Annotated in this window: 1 protein-coding gene (only partly in view); it reads right to left on the reverse strand. The window is 53.6% G+C overall.

Going from position 1 to position 19,766, the window contains the following annotated elements:
• Positions 1-19,766: the 3' portion of a TcdA/TcdB catalytic glycosyltransferase domain-containing protein gene (locus tag ACOJUO_RS17490; RefSeq protein ID WP_422137648.1), read on the reverse strand. It continues 8,788 nt past the right edge of the window; 19,766 of the gene's 28,554 nt are visible here — the last part of the coding sequence; the start codon falls outside the window, past its right edge; it ends in the stop codon at positions 1-3.

Raw genomic sequence — 19,766 nt, forward strand, 5'->3', positions numbered from 1 at the left:
TTATATTCCCGGCGTCGTCAGGTTCTGAATTATTCTGCCACTTGCCGTCGGCACATACGATGGACTCTCACCACTGCGATTGCCCATCGTGGCATTGATCTCCTGAACCAGACGCTGGTAGTGTTGGTTCAGTCCTGTGTCATTCAGACTTGCCACCACGCGTTGTTCACTGTCCGCTTCACCCGCTCCAACGTCATCTTTCTCACCTCCGGCCAGACTGCCCAAGTATTTCACCAGCCGTTGCCCCCGGCGAATGATCCTGTTCAGAAGAGGCAGGGTTCCGTTGCCTCCACCCTGAGCAGCCAATGCATCCTCCGGGAGGCTCTCATTCATTGAGTGCCTGCCATTTGACTGTGGGGCGTCCACTTGCGCAAGCACTTCGCTCATATTGAGCACCCGGTTATTGACGATCAGGCGCTCAATGGTCTCGCCTTGCTTGCTGAAAAAATTCTGCACTCGAAGGCTCTGGGTGGAGTTTGTCGGCTCAGCGCTATTGTCGCTGTTTTTTAGCAGGCCAGTATTTGGCGAGACCGTCAGGATAAGATCCCCGCCTGCTTTTTGATAGTGCAATGTCTGGCAGTCATGGGTATTAACCTCGAGCTGGTCAGCCGTGCCAGTGGCGTTTGCCAGAACCCATTGGTCAGTGTTAGAGAAGTCATCGCCAGCAAAGTAGTAAGTGGCGCTCTCTTCATCTATCAGATACTGATGTCCGGGGATTTTTTCCTGTAAAAGTGAATAGCCAGATTTCAGCCGTTGACGGATGAATTGCTTGTTATCCAGAATCCCGTCATCCAGCTCCAGACTGTCTGGCCAATCATTGGCATAGAAGAGGTGAGGGTATCGCCAATCGCCTATCCTCACCAGACGTTCGACACCACCGGATGCCATCATGTTTATGCCTTCAGGCGACGGGAGATGCCGACTGATGACCAGTTTCTCAACGGCATAACAGTTCAGCGCCCGAATTTTTCTGCGTGGCCTGAGGGCCTCGGTTTCCAAAACAACCCGGCCATCCCGGTAGATGGTTAGAAACCCTCTGTCATCTATTGTCATAGCCAGGTGCTGACGGGGGGAGGTAAAAAATGGCATGACCTTTCTATGAAAGACCCTGACTCCCTTCGTTAGCCTGATCTCCAGCCCACCAGGTTTCTGGCTCAAGCTGATGGCATCAGAGCCGTCAGCATCGGCAAAATGAATCAGCGTGCTCCCGGCCCGTGTTAGCCCGCCGAGGGGCAAGTCCTGGCGAATCCAGGCTGCCAGGATAAAACTGCCGCCAGTGACCGGAGGCGGCAGCAGGTGGGATAAGCCGGCTGGACAAGGAGCCTGGTCACTACTGTCAGTGGTATTGCGCTGAGCCAGCGGACGCCAGCTTGCTGCCTGCAAATCCGTAAGGCTGACACCTTCCAGCTGAACCCGGTTAAACGAAGAGGGGTCAAAGAACAGCTTCACCGTGCCATTTTCTTTGCCATCTTTCTGTGAATTTTCCAGTTCCAGGCTGACAAGGTTATTGCCGGGGCCGGGATATACGCTGGCACCACTGCTTTTAAGATGAAAAATATCATTTCCCGACTCTCCGAACAGCCCGGCCTCCGGCTTGACCGTACCCGAGATGAAGAACACGTCATCACCTGGCCCGCCATGCACCGATGCCGTGACATTGCTGAGCTGGTAAGTGCTGTCCAGCCGATTGTCAACAGTCAGCCTGGAGTGATAGTAACTCCGAAGGTTTTGGCCGGTCAGAACTCTGGCTTCGTTACTGACCGGATCAATCGTTGTCAGGTGCCAGATATGCTGCTCCAGACTGTCAATAAAGTGCCCGGTAACCAGACTGCTGTCTTCGCGTACACAATGGGGAACGTGCCGTAAATCGATGCTGAAAAATATTTGTCCATCGTAGTTTACTTCCAGAAGGGTATAGTTTTCGGTCAGCCGCCAGTCCAGCTTTTCCGGTTGTACCCCATGCAATATCAGGCTATTCCCGTTGTCCCGGTCTATGATTTGGGTGCCATTGGCCTGGGCGTGGATAACGTAAGTATCCGGACCCAGGTGACCAGAAAGCAGGTCCGGCCCCAGGTTCGCCACCATCCGGTCAGCGTCTTCGCTACCATAATGTCGGTTGTATCCTGTTCCCCCGATGGTGGTGGTGATTGAACTATTGCCCCTGATGTGGGCAGCGGAAATTATGAAAGTATCATCGCCCCCTTTGCCATCGACGGTGAGTCCGGCGAGGGCCGGGATTTCGAAAAAATCGTCGCTGGTCGGGCCATTGAAAACCTCAAAATTTCTGACCGTGGAATCCCATGTCTGATAGGTGACCTGCGATCCGGGCAGCAGGAGCGTAAAGAACAAACGACTTTTGATGTTTATATCCGGTGAGCAGGGTTGCGTATCGTTTACAGGACAAGAGTGGCGCACTGAGTTTTTTTGCACGGACAGTTTCAGCCGGACAAATTCCGGGGCAAGGGTTGCCTGGCTTAAGTCCAGTGTGTCTTTGCCCGGACCACCGTTAAAATGGATATAGGCGGGCAGCTTCAGAACAAAAAGGTAGTCATCCCCTCCCTGGCCATTAAAACTGCGCAGGGCACCTCTGGACACATAAACGTTATCGTTATCATCACCGGAAAATCTTATGTTGCCCTTCCCGGTGTCCTCCAGGATAAAGTGATCGACCGTTAAACCATTCTTCAGGTCGACCGTCACATCACGACTCACGGACAAATCAAAGACCAGTGTATTGGCACCGCTACCGCCGTCCAGCGAGGTACCCTTCTGCCAGGGGGCGTCAATGATGACCCGGTCGTCTCCGTCCCCCATGCTCACCTTGTCCAGGCCACCCCCGGTGCTGAAAATATCCGTACCATTGCTGCCAAAGTAGCTATCATCTCCCGAGGTCCCGGCAATCTTGTCCATAGCATTGAATAGGGTCTGGTGATAGCGCCAGCTGCCGGTTGAGTCAGTATTTCGCCATCGGGTCTTTATGATGCCCTCTGTCACATTGACGGTCATGCCATCCAGTTGATACTTCAAGAGGGTCACCTTGGCGGTCAGACTTCTGGAGCTTCGCCGCAAGAGCCGGGTACTATAAACGACGGCAGACTTGTCATGTATCAGCTGGTTGTGTCCCTCTCCGCCGGTAATCACTGTCGTATTACCCAGGCCAACCGTGAACAGGTTATTGCCTCCCATATCCTGCAACCGGTCATCACCTCCCATGCCCAGCAACACGTTATCCGTGGATGGGTTGCCCGTCAGCTGATCATTGCCCGGGCCGCCAATAATAATGGGGATGCCAGAGTATGAGTCTGAAGACAGGTCAAGGTGAACCGTCGGCATAATCACCGAGCTGTTGTATAAAGGGGAGGGACTGCATTTGCGAATAAAAGGAGTCTCGAAGGTATAATCCATCTCCAGCATGTTCAGGGTTTTGGCCATTGGCTGACCGGGGAATATTCGGGTCCATTTAGACAACGAGGTATATTGGCCTGCCTTCCTGAATCCCGGTATCACCTGAGGGCGCCCATGTTGTTTTCTGCGACCGTCTGCCCCGGTTTCAAACAATGTTAAAGTCAGTGTGTGCCATAATTCCAAAGAAGTAATACCTTGGATATTCCTTGGTACGGCTGCGTCTTCAGAAAGCCTCGGCTGTTGCTTCAGCCTCCGCAAAATACCAGAACCTTCGGTGAGCATCTGCTGTTGATTCAGCTTAAACGTCAGCTTCCGCAAAACACCAGTGCCTGGTTTGCATCTGGAAGAGGCGAAACCAAACTCAACCACCAGCGTGATATTATTGCTTTCCTGACTACCAATCCTGTGCAGACCAGCGCCGAGGGTTTTTCCTTCATCGGCAAGGCTCTCCAGCTCAGCCTTTTTACGCCATTGATCCCGGGGAAATTCACCCACAGGTTTGTCAGGGTGGCGATTTAAAAATGCCAACATCTCCTCTTTAGTAAAGCTATAGTCATCCACAACCCTGGTGATCCGGCATGTTCTGCTGCCTGAAATAATATGACTCGAGAGGGTAGTGTTCCTCAGGATTGTCAGGGACTCGGTCAGTGACCGGGAAGGTTGTTTGCCCACCACATCGTCCCAGTAAATACCAGTATTGACCTGTACTGTGTTGAAGTTGGATAAACCGGGGGAATGAAAGACAAAAGTCGCATGCTTGTCAGGCATTTGAGCGTCAAAAAGCAGGTTCAGGCTCTCGTCAAAGGGATTAAACGTCAAACTGGCCTTCTGACGGTGCTCACAGGCGTTACCGACTATTTCCCAACGGACCACCACGACTGGCCATTTTCCTGTTGCAGGCTTCTGGTGTTGATAAGCGTGAATTTTGTGATTGCCAAGATCGCTGCCACGACGCAGCCAGATGGTGTCTGCATGAGTGCCCGTGTATACCTCATGCCAGCCCTCACCCAGCATCACCCTGTTAAAGCCGCTGCGCAACCGGATAGAGGTTTCTCCGCCGTTGGCGACCACCGTGTCGTTCCCGCCCCGGACATCCACGACATTGGTGCCGTTGGTGATAACGAACAGGGTATTGCCGTGGTCTCCCCAGATCCTGTCATTGCCCGGGGAGCCCTGAATGACCTCTACCTGTTCCAGATGCTGCCCTGTCGACGAATCAGACGGGTTCCGGTGGCTGAGGTCCAGCCTGACCCCATTTTTTTTAAGACGGTAAGAAACGGTATCCCTGCCAGGACCTCCATACACCTCGTTCGAGCCCTCACCCAACAACGCCAGGTCATCACCCGTCCCCAGGTGGATCAGGTTGGTGCCATCGCCAGCACTGACAACATCATTCCCGCCCAGGGTATGGGCTACATTTTTACCCCCCCGCAAATAAATTTTGTTGGGCTCGGCGGTTCCCCGTACTATCAGACCTTGCTTCGAACCCACCACATTTTCAATACCGCTAATTGTCCCCCCGGTTTCCAGCAGCTGACAGAGGGTTGTGTAAAATACGGTGGGCTCATTGGGTTGGTCTCTTTTGCTGCGTTCTATCAGTCCCTGCTTGCTGAAGTAATACACGTCCTCGTTCGACTTCAGGTAGATGCCCTGATTCGAAAAATAAACATGGCCTCTTTGTGTATGTCCTCTCCAGTTGCTGGCGAATTTGTACAGGATTTTCCCAGCGTAATAGAAGGTCTGGCTGCGGTACTGATCAGAAATCCGTTTTACGCCTGTGTGCTTTTGATCGTACCCCGTCAGTAAATGTTCAGATATCAATACTTTGTCGACCTGTTCACGCAGGTAGTCAGCTTTTATTTCTGACAGCGGGGCAATGTATAATTTCTTTGGATTCAGATCCTCGTCGGGGGTGGATGCGGTGATTCTGAAACTGCGCTCTGATATGCGAAAGAGCAGAAGAGAGGTTGTTCCCCCTGTTTCCCTGCCATCCGGCGCAAGGCGTTTAAGGTTGTGGTCTTGCAGGTATTCAGCAAAATGGTTACGCCAGCGTCCCTGTTCCAGGTTAACCTCGAAGAATGCCCGGGATTCTGTCCTGCGAAGGTAATGGTAACCCTTAACCTTTTGCGAGAAGTTGTTGATTCTGGAGTAAGGAAACCTGACCTCTGCCGGCAAAACCAGGGTATCTTTTCCATACCCCCCTCTAATGTTTCCTCTGCCTAAACCCGGTTGCAGCACGTCATTGCCAGTACCGCCATACTGTTCGATATCGCCAAGGCCATCTACGAGCCGGTCATTATCAGCGCCGCCGGACTGTAGCGCGCCGTCAAAAAGAGTGTCATCACCGGGTCCGCCAAAGCCTTTCCCGCGATATTGCAGATAGAGGACGTCATTACCTCTGTTGCCATAGGCACTCCCTGAATCGCCGATCCAGATCCTGTCATTACCGGGGCCCCCAAACGCCGTCCCTGACTTTTCGATCCGGATAATATCGTGGCCGCGGCCTCCTTCTGCTTTACCTTTCTTAAGGATCAACTGGTCATGGCCTGTTCCGCCATAAAGCTCCCCCCGGTCAGCGATCAGGGTGTCATTGCCACCCAGACCATAAAATATCTTGTAACCTTTCTGGCCATACATATAGTCCTGCTCAGACGTCCCACTCAGTACTCGCCTGAGGTTGAGCCGATCTTCAAGGGCCAGTCCCTTGTCTCTTTTGCCACCCAGAAGTCGGCTAATGGATATCTTTAATGATTCGAGATTATCCTCATACTTATCCTGATCAAGAAAATCGCTGGCGTCCTGGAAGAGCTGAAACTTCCTGTAGCCCGCTTTCTCAAATTGATCGGCCTTGCCGTCAACGTATTTCTTGAATTCGTCGCCTGCCAATAAAGCCTCGAAATCCTGCCTGGCGTTAGGTGGCGGCATCAGTGCCGCCAGGGCAGTCTGCACGAAGCCCAGCAGTGTGCTGACCAGGTCCACTAGCAGACCCAGCGGTGGACAGAGGAAGTCCAGCGCCGTACTGAGCACATCAAGGCCAAGCGTCATCAAATCCAGGCTCATCATTGCCACAAAAAGGGTCGCCTGTTTGTGGTTGCCAGCCTTGCTTGCCGCATCGGCGTTTTCGACATTACCGTTCAGCGAAAGAAAACCAGAGACAATAGCAACGACATTGCCAATAACCGGTAAAGCCCTGGCAACCATTCGCGACGCTTTCGGGCCCAGTTTTAAAGCGACGCCAATAGTCCCTGCCGGATTTTTCGTTTTGACAAGGGTTTTGCTCAGCAACCAGTTGCCGCTCATAGCGAGGCTGTAGGTTGAGCCGATGATGTTCAGGCTCGTCCCTGCATAGGCCATGTCCCTGGCATCATCAGGCATCGCGTACCCGTACTTTTCCAGATTGATCAGTGTCATCGTGGACATGGCTAAACCAGCGATGGCATTCCCTGCGCCGAAACCCACTCTGGCTCGGGTGAATTTCTTACTCCGGTCCAGCCGGTCCAGCGTGCGCATGAATTTCCCTTGCCATCTTTTCGACCCGCCTCCAGGTGTGGTGTCACCGGGCTCAGAGCCATCGCCGCCGGTATGGCCTTTTCGGGGCTGGAGGCGCGCCATGAATTCCGGGCTTGCAAGCAGCTGTTCCTTGACATAGCGGGTGTCGTCGGCGCTGTAGCCCGAGTCATTGAGCAAAATGACCATTCGGTCAATGACTTGCTCCGGCGTCAGTCCCTGTCGTTCCGCCAGCGCTTGCCGTAACAGATCAAGAAGATTCTTTCTAAACCTCGGATTGTCGAGAATGTCCTCGGTGGTAACCGCCGCAAAACGTCCCTGTTCCAGCAGCAGGAAGGCGTCTGCCAGCAACCCCTTGTCACCAGCAGTCTGTCTGATATTAATGAAGCGTCCACTGACCTCAATGGCATCCAGGTGACTGCTGACCCGGTCCATCAGAGCTATCAGGGTTCTGACCGGCCCGAAGCCGTAGCACAGTACGCAGTCTGCATCGGGCAGCCTCGTTGCCTGACCGGCTGGCAAACCTGTCTGGTCCAGTTTCTGCAGGGCCTCCCGGAAATGACGGTCGGACATATCAACCATGTCAGCCATCTGGCCAAAATCGATATCACTTCTGAGTGCGGCAACGCTGTCGGCCACATTCTGGCGAATATCTCTGGCCAGAGTGCGGGCTTCGGAGGAACTTTCCCGCTTCAGCCTGTCCGCCATCCCGATAAAGCTGGTCAGACGTTCCAGCAAGCCGGAGAGGGTCAGCTTGCCTTCCTTAACCGTGAACTCGCCGACCAGCGACTCTGGCGACAGGCTGTCTATGCCCTCGGGTAGTCTGACCCGCTTCTGTTGCAGGGCCAGGAATGTTTTTGTCTGATCCTCTGGTTTCTGTGCTTGGGCGGCTTGCAGCAGAGCCAGTGCTGCCGCGGCGGTCAGCGGACTGTCAGCGTCGCCATTGCCCAGCACCAGTGTGTGTTGGGCAGGCATCAGGTAGGAGGCATCGGCGGTCATTGAAGGGTCGGTCAGCACCCGAATCATCAGGTTGCCGGAGGTCAGCGAAAATGCCTTTTTCCCGGTCAGGCTCAGTAGCCCGTTGAGCCGCTGATAAAGCCCGGTGGCAAGCCTTTCAGGCAGGGAACCCAGCGCGGTGACCTCTGCCGCAAGCAATTTCCCGGCGATGGTTTCGGCCAGACCGGCCGGGATGGCTGACTGCCGGGTATATTGCAGGAAACCCTCTGCAAACTGCTGGCGGGTGACATCGTCCATCTTGTCAATAATGGCATTGACCTGGCCGGTAATGTCAATGTCCTTCAGTTCACTAAAAGTCTCATAATGGCGTGCCAGCTGTGACAGGTAAGCCTCGGTGCCCGAAGCACTTTTACCCGGATTCAGGGGCCGCCGTAACAGTTGCTTCAGACCATCCTGTGATTGGGGAGACATAAGCGGGAAAGGATTGCCCGGGCCCGCCGGGGTTATTTTCAGATAACGCCTTTTACCGTCTGCCATAACGATATGACGAGGGCTGCTGGCGGTGGTTTCAATGGTCGTATCCTGCCCCACTAAAGCTTGCACAGACGTTGGTTCTTTGCTCTGGGCGTCCTGCTGTTGGTTAACCGGCAACTGGAACGGCTTGCCGACGCGCTGTCGCAGTTCTACTGCCTCTTTGAATACGGTGTCCACATCTTGCTTCATATTGGCCAGCAGGCCGGTGTCAAAACGCTCCCAGCCGAGTCCCCGGGCAACAAAAGTGCAGGCTTTTTCCAATGCGGCGACTGTGGATGTCCCCGAATTTTTGGATGTCCCCGAATTTTTGGATGTCCCCGAATTTTTGGATGTCCCCGAATTCTTTATGGATGTCCTCGTATTCTCGTTTGTGGATGTCTTTGTGGATGTCTTTGTGGATGTCTTTGTGGATGTCTTTGTGGATGTCCTCGTATTTCTCTCCAGGTTTGCGATTTCATTGATGTCGCTGTCAGGCAGTATGGCCGTTACTGCATCGGTGACTCCCAGGTGTATCCGGCTGGCTGGCTGGCCGTTGCTACCCAGAACCTGCTCCATCTTCCAGTAGATAAAATGAACCAGCAGTGATTTCAGGTAAGCGCTGGCAAAGACTTTTGGCCCGAAAAAGTTTTTTGCCGCCACCCGACTTAACCCCAGCAGCCTGGCGTCAAGCAGGGATTCCATGCCGGAACCGACACTCCAGAAGGCCCGGTAATCCGCGTTGATCAGCTCAGAGCCGGGGGGCGGGGGAATATAGGGGGCGATGGTATGATCAAAGTGGGGAGCTGGGATCAAGGGAGCAGAAGATCGTTTTTCACTGACGATCTTGTTGAAAAGAGTGCGCTCACTGACACTGACTTTAATTTCCCCTTTGGCAAGGCTGTACTTTATTGCCTGAATCCTGGCGCTATTATGCAGCTCCAAATACGCCAGTGCCCGGCGGTAATCGGCCTCAGTACCACCTTCAGCTAACAGCAGGTTATGATAGCCTGCGACCAGTTGCCGATAGAGGCCTGTGCCTGAGGGATTGTCAGCCACCGGGGTTAGTTCGAACTGACGGGTCAGTCCCAGGGTGCGCGACTCACCGTCAGGCACTGTCCCGGTGTTGATCCCGAACTGCCGCCGCACTTGCTGGCGCAAGGCTGACAGCGACCCACCACCACCCTCAAGAGCTTTCAACAGACTGGCACCGACCAGGCTCGCCAGGGTTTCCCGGAAAATAAATGGCTTGTTCCTGTCCTTCGTGCCCAGCCTTAAAAGGACAATGCCGCTGCCTGTCCCACTCACCTCGACACGACTGTCCACCAAGGGCAAGAGAGGCTTGAGGCTGATTCTTATTTTAAACGGGCTATCATCGGCAATGCCCGCGTCCCTGATGGGTTGCACCAACGCCTGAAGAAGGTTCGACAGACGTGACTCAGCCATCCCCCGGGCAATGAGCTGAAGGTCGTTCTGTAATTGCTCTTTGCCAATACGGCCCTTCCGTTGCAGTCTGCGATAAGGCTCCATGAAGACAAGCAGCCTGATCTGCAAAAGACGGTCTGGCCAGCGATCGGGAAGCTCGACGCGAAAGACCTTGCGGTGCTCTTCGCTGCGGATCAGGGTATAGCCAGGCCCTTGGTCGGAAAAAGCCAGGTCATCCCGGCGACCCAGCGTGAACGTCTTTTGGCCGGCTGTGGTTTGAACCCGGGCCTGGTGACGGCCCAGCCCGGTATCGGTGATGAAAGTCGGGGCCTTCCTGCCCGGGCCCGGAGGCAATGGCGGATTTTTTTGCAGGCGATCAAGCCATTTATTGGCCCTCAGGGCATTGGTCCGCAACCTGGTCTGGTCTGTGGTTTCCAAACCTCTGAGCCGCCGTTGAAAAAAATACTCCGCCAGCAGCGGCTCAGCGCCGGTCAGGGACGGTTTTTTGAGCAAATCAACAAGGGTGTCGTCCAGGTTGTCGGTCTGCTGCCGGGACAGCGGTGACAGGGTACGCTCGATCGCGTCCCGGTAATAGTCCGGGTCGGAGGCAGGGGCATGCTGAAGCTCGGCCTGCAGTGCCGCCCCGGCAGGCGGCTGCTGTCTCAACAGTGCCAGCAAACCGTTAAGCTCATCCCCTGCCGGAGCGGCCAGGGGGCTGTTCTGGCTTTCAATGGCAATGAGATGCTGGTTACCCAACCGGGTGACCTTTTGCCGCCCGGTGCTGGTCAGGACAAGGTTTTTCCGGCTACCAGCGGTGACCGGCACATTGTCGTAGGAATCCTCTCCGAGAGGAAGCTGTCCGGGGTCGGCCCATTTATCGCGCACCGCCTTTGCATCTGCCAGTAACGTCTCTGCACGACTTAACCAGGTCAACAACGACTGTCGTTTGGTCGCCGTGAGGGTGCTGCCCCGTCGGTCTTTCAGGGCATCGCTCAGCACACCCTCAAGGTGCCCGGCAAGATCATCGATCCCGGCCAGTGCTTTCAGCTCATCTTTGTCGAGCACAGCCGTGACCACATCCGCCGGGTCAGCCAGAAGTGCAAGCTGCGAAGTTACCATACCCTGGCTGACCAGCCCACTCCAGGCCACCTGGGTCAACAGTGAACGGAGGTTCCCCAGCCTCGAACGACCAGCGCCGGGTAACTGGTCAACCCGTTGGTTGCAAAAATACTGAACCCGCTGAAACAGTAGACGGGTTTCCCTATCTCCTACCAACTGGTCAAAGCCGGACAGGGGCTCGGCAATGGCTTTATAGGCAATGCGGACCTGCTGGCGGGTTTTCACGGTCGTTATCCCGCCTGCTGCAGTGACCACCTGAACAGGCTCGGGGGCGGCAGCATTGGTCTGGACGGTCTGCAGGTCGAACTGCTTGCGAAGTTGATTTTCCAGTTGCAGCAGCGTCCGGTCCCCGGTGATTTTTTTCCCCTGCAACCAGGTCATGGCGATAGCCGGTGAGTCCGACTGGTCAGTACTGGCCAGTGCTGCCCGACACAAATCTTTCAGGACAGAGGCCAGTGCCCCCAGGTAATTACTGGTGGAGTGACGTTGCCCGGCCAACACCGCCGGGTCCACCTGCAACAGCACCAGCCTGTTGCCGCTCAGGTCCCCGTTGCCATCGCGGCGATAGGGTATCACCCGGTCAGCGAGAGCCTGTTTGTCGAGCCTGATTACCAGCCTCAGAGGGTTGGGGGGCGCCATACCGGGGAACAGCTTACTGTCCAGCTCAGTCATAGTGGCGGGTTGGATAAAGCTGTCGGGGAATCCCAGGGCATTGACCAGACGCTGCCCTGCCGGGCTGGCAATAAAGACTCTCAGTTCTGACAGCAGCCGTTGGGCCTGGTTTGCCAGTGGCTGGCCGGGGCGATAGTCGGCAGTAAGGATCACGGCTATCCTGTCATCCGTGCCCGTCAGCGTCCGTAGCTCGGAACTGACGGCTGACAGCCGATGATTTTCCCGGCGGGCAGCGGTCAGTTGCTCCTCCAGCGGTTCCGCCGGGTTGAGTTTGTACAGCCCGTTTGTATCTGACGCGGCATTGTCCAGTTTCAAGCCATAAACTGTCTGGCCATGGTCGTTCTTTTCCAGCACCGGGATCAAGGTTTTCCCGCTGCTGTCGTAGGCGGCTAACAGCCTGTCATCGGTTTGCAGGCGGATTGCGCGGTAGTGATCGCCATCTTCCGAAATTAGCTGATAAACCTCGCCACCGGAACGCTTGACCGCCACCGACGTCGTGGTCAATGTTCCGTCTGAAATCACACGCTCATCTGGGGAACCGCCGCTATTGTGAATACTGTCATGGAGCGAAACTTCATCGTCCAGAGGGGTGGCTGTGATATCGTTACCTGAACGGCTAAGCACTCTGTGCAGCTTACCTTGGTAGGTCAGGAACTCAACTTTGTAATAGGGTTTGCCGGTATCGGTGTCACTGATGTCTGTACTGTCAATGCCCAAAAGGGGGTGGTCCGCCAGATTTCCCGTCAGGAGCAGGCGAGTTCCGCACCCGCCGACCCCGCGTCGGCAGCGCTTCTGGTCTGACGCATCCGGGTCCTTGATGACGACAACCTTCAACCCGCTTTCAGAGCGAACCAGCCGGTAGGTCGATGGAGCAAACCCGGCTGCATCGGTTGCCGGGGCTTGGGAGTTGACCGCTGTTTTAAGCGTGTTTATGAAGCTGATCAGTTCCCGCTGCTCAGGGGCCTGATAGGCCAGAACGTCGCTCAGTTGTTCGACCTGCTGATGGCTGAGCATCCCCCTGAACAGGTCCCTGTTATCATTCGACAGTTTCCGGTCAAACTCGTACAGTGCCCTGGCGAAGGTACCAATATCCGGGTCATCCCGGTGCGTCTGAAGGTAGTCAGAGACCCTGTCAAAGCTCAATGTGAGTAATTCAGGCTTCCAGGCGAACAGCCACGTCATCGCCTGTTTAAAGTCTTTCTGACCGGCGGGTGAGCCAATGGGGTCAAACTGACGCTCAATGGCCTCCCGATTGTTGTCTGCCAGAAGGGTATAGAGATTCTTGGCCTGGTTCAGCGCAGGCAGGGAAACCCATTGTTGGGCAGCGTCAAAACCAATGGCGTTGCCCAGTTGCGCCAGTTGTCCGGCCTCCTTTGGCCAGCCAGACTGGAACAGGGCGGCATCGACAGCCTCTATACTCTTGGCCAGACTCAGGGCATAGAACCGGTCGACGACTGTGCCGAAGGACTCAAGGGTCAGCGAAGGGTTCTTCTTCATTCCAAGCTCAATGATGACCGCCGTACCCGTGACCCGCAAGCTGGACGCCTGCAGTAAAATATGGGGGTTTAACCGCCAGTGGACAGGCCGTCCCGCACTCAGGTCAAGCCGGTGCTGCTTGTGGAATTCTCGACGATGGCTTTCCCCCTGGTGACTGAGAATTTCAATAAACCGCCCGACATCATCCCGGAAACGGTCGGGTGCCATCTGGCCGTCCTGCAGGGCTTGCCGGTACAGTCTGCCGCTGTGGCGCCTATCCAGAAACGATCCGGGAAACTGGCTACTGTGTGACCCCCTCAGCAGCATCTGTTGAAGATCGGGTGATGGGGCCTTTTTGTGGGTTACCGGCAACAGAGAGCCAGCATGAAAATAGACCTTGCTGCCATCTTCGGTGGTCAGCGTGTTCTCGCCTGAGAGCGATTCCAGACTCTTGATGCGAAACATCGCCGGTGTCTCAGGATTATCACCTTGAATGATCTGCTCATTGATAACGCCAAGCTGGATTTTGGTAAGGGCACGGGCCAGCCGCCTGACATCGGCCTCCGGATAGTTGGAACCATATTGACCCAGTGCTTCCACCAGGGTGAAACGCTGCAATTTTGGTAATGAGGAGAAGCGTCTCGAAAACCACGGCCAGTCGGTATCCATCCTGGACATTGCCATTTCAAGAAAGGTACGGGTAACCTCCTGATCGCGGCCCAGCGAGTCCGGTTTTAACGCCAGTTTGAGAGGGCCCGTCAGCTTATCGGACTGATACAGCTGCTCCATACTGCTGCTTTCGAGCGGCAGAGCTGCGTCCAGCAGATAATGGCCATCGGCGTCTTTGAAGACCCGTCGCGTTGTGCCGTACTCTGACATCAGCCCGGTCCAGAGTTCCCGGTATTTTCCGCCATCCGCGAGGGGCAGCGAGTAGGTGTCAGGCAGTGTGCCGGGCAAGAGTCCGGTGCCGTTGGCAAGGCGGTAATCCAGGGCCGTCCCCAGCAGGTCCTTGATCCTGTCACCCGCTTGCGGGTCCGGGGTACCGACTGCCTGTTGTGCAAGATCAGTGACCAGATCGTCAGTGACTTGTTGCAGGCCAACACGGTTGATGTGGTGACTGAGTGTGGTCACGGCATCGTCTGAGAGGTAAGTGTGGATATAGTCTGCCAGCCTTGCCCCCGGAAACAGGGCTTGCCCGGGCAGGTCGTCGCTCGACAGTCGGAACAACAACAGGGTAAACAGCGACCTTAACTGGGCATGGATTGCCTCGTTGCCTGAAGCCGGGATAACAGTGTTCACAAACCGGGTGGCGGCCTGCAGGCTGGCCAGCAGTCGCTCTCTCTCAGGACCGTCAGTGACAGCAAACAGAACAGGGGCCAGGGGCTTGTCCAGGTTCCCGGAGGGAAACCTCAGGATGATTCCGGTGTCTGCCTTGCCGGTGATTTTTGTCTGCCAGATTGTCTTCGGCTCATCAACATAAGGAGGCAGCCGGTGCCTGAAATACCCGTCAAACTTTGAGTGAAAGAGTCGGTCACTGAGCGGTTGAGGCTGCGTCGAGATAATTTTGTCCACTGCGTAAAAAGTGGCTTCCAACTTATCCCTGTTGGTGGTCTGATGACTCAGTGAAAGGGGGGGCGTTACCAGTTGCAAACCCGGATAGAGTCCCGGACCAAGCCATTTCAGGGTGGTCAAAGGTGTAGCACCGATTTTTATCGGGCTTTGATACATCAGGGTGTGCGATCCGGTGGGTCGGTGGACCGTGTAAGTTATTTTTTCAAAGATTAACCGGCCCAGGGCGTTGTCTTTTTTTACTGGCTCCGTATTGGCAAGCCGTTCGTGAAAGGTCCAGACCAAATCCCGGTTTTTAACCGGGCCAGACTGGGTCGAGATCGTTTTACCCAGTGCCTGAAAAGCGGCATCCAGCAAAGGCCGGTGCCTGCTCAGCTCATCCAGGGAGAGTGGGGCTGTTATCAGTTGCAGGCCCGGTTGACTGTCGGCAGCCAGCCATTTAAGGGTGAATAAAGGTGAGTCATTGACGACTGTCGGGCTTCTGGCCAGCAGGCTTTCCAGTATGGCAGGTTTGTCAATGGTGTAGGTTTTTTCAAGGACGATCCGGCCAGATGCGGTGTCCTCTTTCAGATTCAGATTCCCGGTGTCGGCAAGCTGCACCAGGGGCGCCAGCCCCATTTGCTGGCGAACCCTTCTTTCAATCCCTTCAACCTCTGAAGGGGCAAGCTGACGGCCACCGTTCAGTTCATGGCCGGATTTAACCAGGGCAGTAAACACTGGAATCAAGCTGGACAAACGGTTTTTTTGACTGGCAGCGGCATCGGGGTTAATCACCACTTTCTCGCCAGTGTGTGATAACCAAACGACGATTTGCTGCTTTCCGGCCACGGCTTTCGGGGCATCAACGGTCAGGGTCTGATCTTGAGATAAAGCTGCGGGATCGTTCCTGATTCTCTTCAGGTAATCTTTGCCCAGATGCGTGGTCAGGAAGTCCTGAAGGCCATCGACTAATAAAAGATACTCTGTGCCCCCATAACGAAAGTAAGCACGGCTCAGTTTTACCGAGATGTGGCGGTCAACCTTAAATGCGGTAGTGCCATCGAACGAATCACGGTCATCATAAAACGAGTCAATAGCCCCAACCCATATCATCGTATTGAGCCCGGCGGTTAATGATGGTTTTTTCTCCGTCAGGGCCTGTTGCAGATAAGTACATCCCGCTTTCCCGATAGCCTGACGCAGAACCAGACCCGCCAGTTCATCGGGCAGGTTCCCGTGTGTTTTCACCAGAGCCGAGACAAAAGTGTCCAGGGATACTTTGGGGTGCTGACGATGGTAGTTCCGAACCCGTTCAAAGGCCTCTTTCAGCCTGCCCTGATCATGCTGGGCGGACAACCGGTAGAGAACCCGGGCGAAATCCGCGACCGACCCGGAAGCAAACTGCCAGTTGTGATTGATGCTGCCGATGCCATTCAAAAACTGTGTATACAGGGGGGCTTTCTGCTTTGGAAAAGCGACCGGTACCCGTTCTGTGGTCAGGCCATAGCTACTGCCAGTGCTGATGGCCGATAATCCCCAGACCGCCTGCAACTCCCTTTGAGTCTGACCGAGTGCCACCAATTCGGGATGGTTTAAAAGGGCTATTGCGAACAGCTTTCCTATAGCGATAGCCTTATGGCTATCAGAAGTAATGTCCTTTATTCCCACCGTCAGGGTCAGCGGATGGTTATTCAGATGACTCTGATACGAGCGCCATTCGGGTTCAAGGATGATGGTCATTTCCCGAAACAAGCGACCCAGTGACATTCCGTTCCCGGAAACGATCTTTGCCGACTCAAGAACGGCTTTAATAAAATCTTCGTCTCCGGAGTCCAAAAGTCTGTAGAGAGTGGCGGGCAGATTGAGTTTTACCAGCCGCTGCCAGCGGGCAACAAGCAGGGCGTCGCTGTCAATGGTTTTCAACGGAAGGTCATTATTGAGCTGGTAAGCCCCGGCCACCCGCTGAAAGTCAAAATCTACGGACACTATTTTTTGCAACTGCGCCAGGGTGTCCCAGGATGATTCTGATCGCCCGCCGGTCATTGCCTTAAGATGGGCAAAAAGTAGCAACTGGCCCAGTGCGTCCTGCCCGGCTGCGTCCGGTGCCGCCCGCTGATGGCTGACGAAGGAGCGGTTCACATGCTCCCGCTTTGCGCGGTCAAGTTGACCCAGCCGGTCGAGGATGGACACCTTTACCCAGTCCCGGTAATGCCAGGTTCCGGTGTCAGAGGTGAGCAGGGATTGAGCTCTTTTAATAAAGACTTGGTCAACGCCCGGGTCTGTTCCCAGCAGATCCGGATCCTGGACTGACTTTATTAATGCAGTTGTTTCGGGATCGGGAGGAGCTACAGCAATATTGGCGAGCTTGGCCGAAGGTTTGCGAACCTCAATGGCGGAGAAGTAATGGATTCCACCCTCTCCACTGTCATGACTGACGATTTTTACTCTTGAATTTGGTTCAACGGAATCAAGAAAAAATATTATTCCGCTTTGAGGAAGTTTGAAACAGTCCTTATAAACATTATTTAGCAGCATTCGCCCATGTTTAATACGATAATCCAGTAAATTCACAAACAGCGAGCTTACTCTGGCTCTTAGTTTTTCTGTAGGCACGTGCCAATTTCGGCCAGCCCCCTCTGCCTCCGCTCCCTTTTCGACCAGCCCATTGATCGTTTCTTCAATCAGCGAAAAAAAGTCTGGGCCATAATTGATTGCGGCATAAAGACGCTCAGCATCAAGGCTGGAAATGACTGACATAATAAGGTCAGCGGTAGCAAATCTTGGTAATCCACCGAGTTTAGTCACAGGACCACCAGCCGTGTTGCCGAGCTTTCCGCGATTGAATTCTTCTGTTGAGCTATCCAGTACCTGTTTATAGAGGTGCAGGGTGAACATTGATGCTAATAAAGGAGAATGCTCCAGATTCAGCTTTTGCAAAAGCTCGTTGGCGCCGTATTGACACTGCTGAAAAACCTTTTTTAAGAAATCATTTTTTAGCGGTGCCATAAGATCAGGTATGACAGACGTTATATCTCCGAATGCACGAAGGTCAATTGAAATATTAATTTGTGGTCTTCGATGATGGGCCCCCATTTTTTTATTCCAGGTTTTCAGTGAGAATTTCTTCTCTGCATTTGGGTTAAACCTCACGGCAAAATGGTGAAGAAACTCTTGCGAGTATTTTTTTTCCAATCGCACCTTTGACAATGCACTATTGTAATCATCAACCAGATTTTTTGTCGTATAATCACCTTTGTCATTTTCAGGTGCGCTATTCACGGTGGCTATTAGAGCTTCCATGGCATCATAAAAACCTGAAGACTTATCCCGATAAAAAGAAAGGGGTTGTGGTCCGGTAATGATTTCCAGTAAAGTCCCAGCAGCTCTCCAATCACTCGTTCTGTCGGTGGTTAACATCAGTGAAGCGTAGGAATTGTCAACTGCACCCTCAGGAATCCCGGCTGAGCGTGCAAATTGGATTTTATCTGGAGTATGTATCTCTACGTAGTGCACTTCCATCTCAATGCCGATTCGCCTGGGATTTTCTATTACTGGGACATTTATTTTTCCCTTAATCTCTGAAACAGAGGGTTCAAGCTCACGCAGGATCTGTTTTTTGATGCGCAAGTAATTGCTGAAATCGCCGCCGGTTTTTTTTAACTTATACGATGCAACAACAAACTGACTGATCAGGCCAGCCATAATGTAATGTGTTTCAACAGCCGTTTTACCTGCGATGGAGTAACGGGTTGGATCAAATTTCAGGACACTGCCGGCATTACCCACCAGAACCGGCTCAGGCGGCAGTGTGCCGGATGAACCGGGGGGAGTGGGCACCAGTAATAGCCGGACAGAGTCAGGTATTTTGACCTGGTCAAAGTTTTTACCGGCAGAAGCATCTATAACACCCTGATTCACCAGAGCCTGGAGATCTCCAAAGACTTGGCTCCGTCCTTCATTCAATGCATTGGAAAAACCCTCGAATTTAGAGGTTTCTTTAAGCATTTGAATAAATCCGATAACGTTATTCCGCAATAAAAACAGCTGTTTTAAAGGAATATCGTTTACCAGAACATATTTGATAAATTGACCAGAGAACAAGAGCGCGATCTTCGGCTGCGAACCTTTACCACCATAGGTATCTGGTAGGATTTCTGAAATAAATCCGGGGCTATCCGGCTTGATTTCATGACCATAGACGTCCATGAAAGAAGAAAACGTTTTGCCAGCGTACGGAATTTTGTCTGGCAGCTTTTGCATAGCACCCAGATCTGACAACAACTTGTTCCTGTCTTTAGGGGGTAAACCGGAGCTGGTTATTCGTTTTTCCAACATCCGGTAGTCCGCGTTCTGCAACTCCAGTGCAGAACGCAGGCGCGAAACCTGCATCTTTTTCCAATAATCTGTGTGTATATCAACCAGACCCTGCACAAAAGTATCGACAGAGGTCTCCGGGTTTTTTTCGAGGTGATTAATAACGGTTCTGACCGAATGGGCAAGACGCTCTTCCCTGAACAATCCCTCCAATGCCAAATGGAAATCATCCACAGTGCCCCGGGCAAACTTAAGATCATGATCTTTACTGTGAGTGACCAGCACCTGATAAACCGGATCACTGTCATTGGGCAGTCGCCGCAGTTTCAGACCATTGTCATAACCGTAATGGCCAACAAGAAAAAGAGGGTAATCCGTTTCCCATATTTCCATAGCCCTGACGATAACAGAGAGGGGTACCTGCTTTGCTTGCAGTTGCAGGAGCAGAGCCAGTCCGTAGGATTGAGTCATCACCCGGGCAAGGCGGGTGTTAGACAAACCTGGCCGTACATCAGCAAGTCCGACCCGAATCATAACAGGCTCATTTTTTTCCCACTGCCGGATAATCACCCGACTGTCCCAGGTCAGGCGGTCTGATTCCAGCCGGATATCAACGAGCGGACTGATCGTCTCCAAACCATTATCTTTCTGCCATTTGCGCCAGAGCAGAAGGCTATCGATGAATTTATTCGGTTTATTGAAATAGCCAATCACATCCTCCAGTCCTTTTGGTGGTTCATCCCATTGCGCCAGCTCACGCAGCTGGGAGTGATAAGCATTATGATCAATGGCAGAGATAGAAAAGGGCGAACGAGCCCCCAGAACGGTCTGTG

Source organism: Endozoicomonas sp. ALC020 (assembly GCF_049275935.1).
Lineage (GTDB): Bacteria > Pseudomonadota > Gammaproteobacteria > Pseudomonadales > Endozoicomonadaceae > Endozoicomonas_A.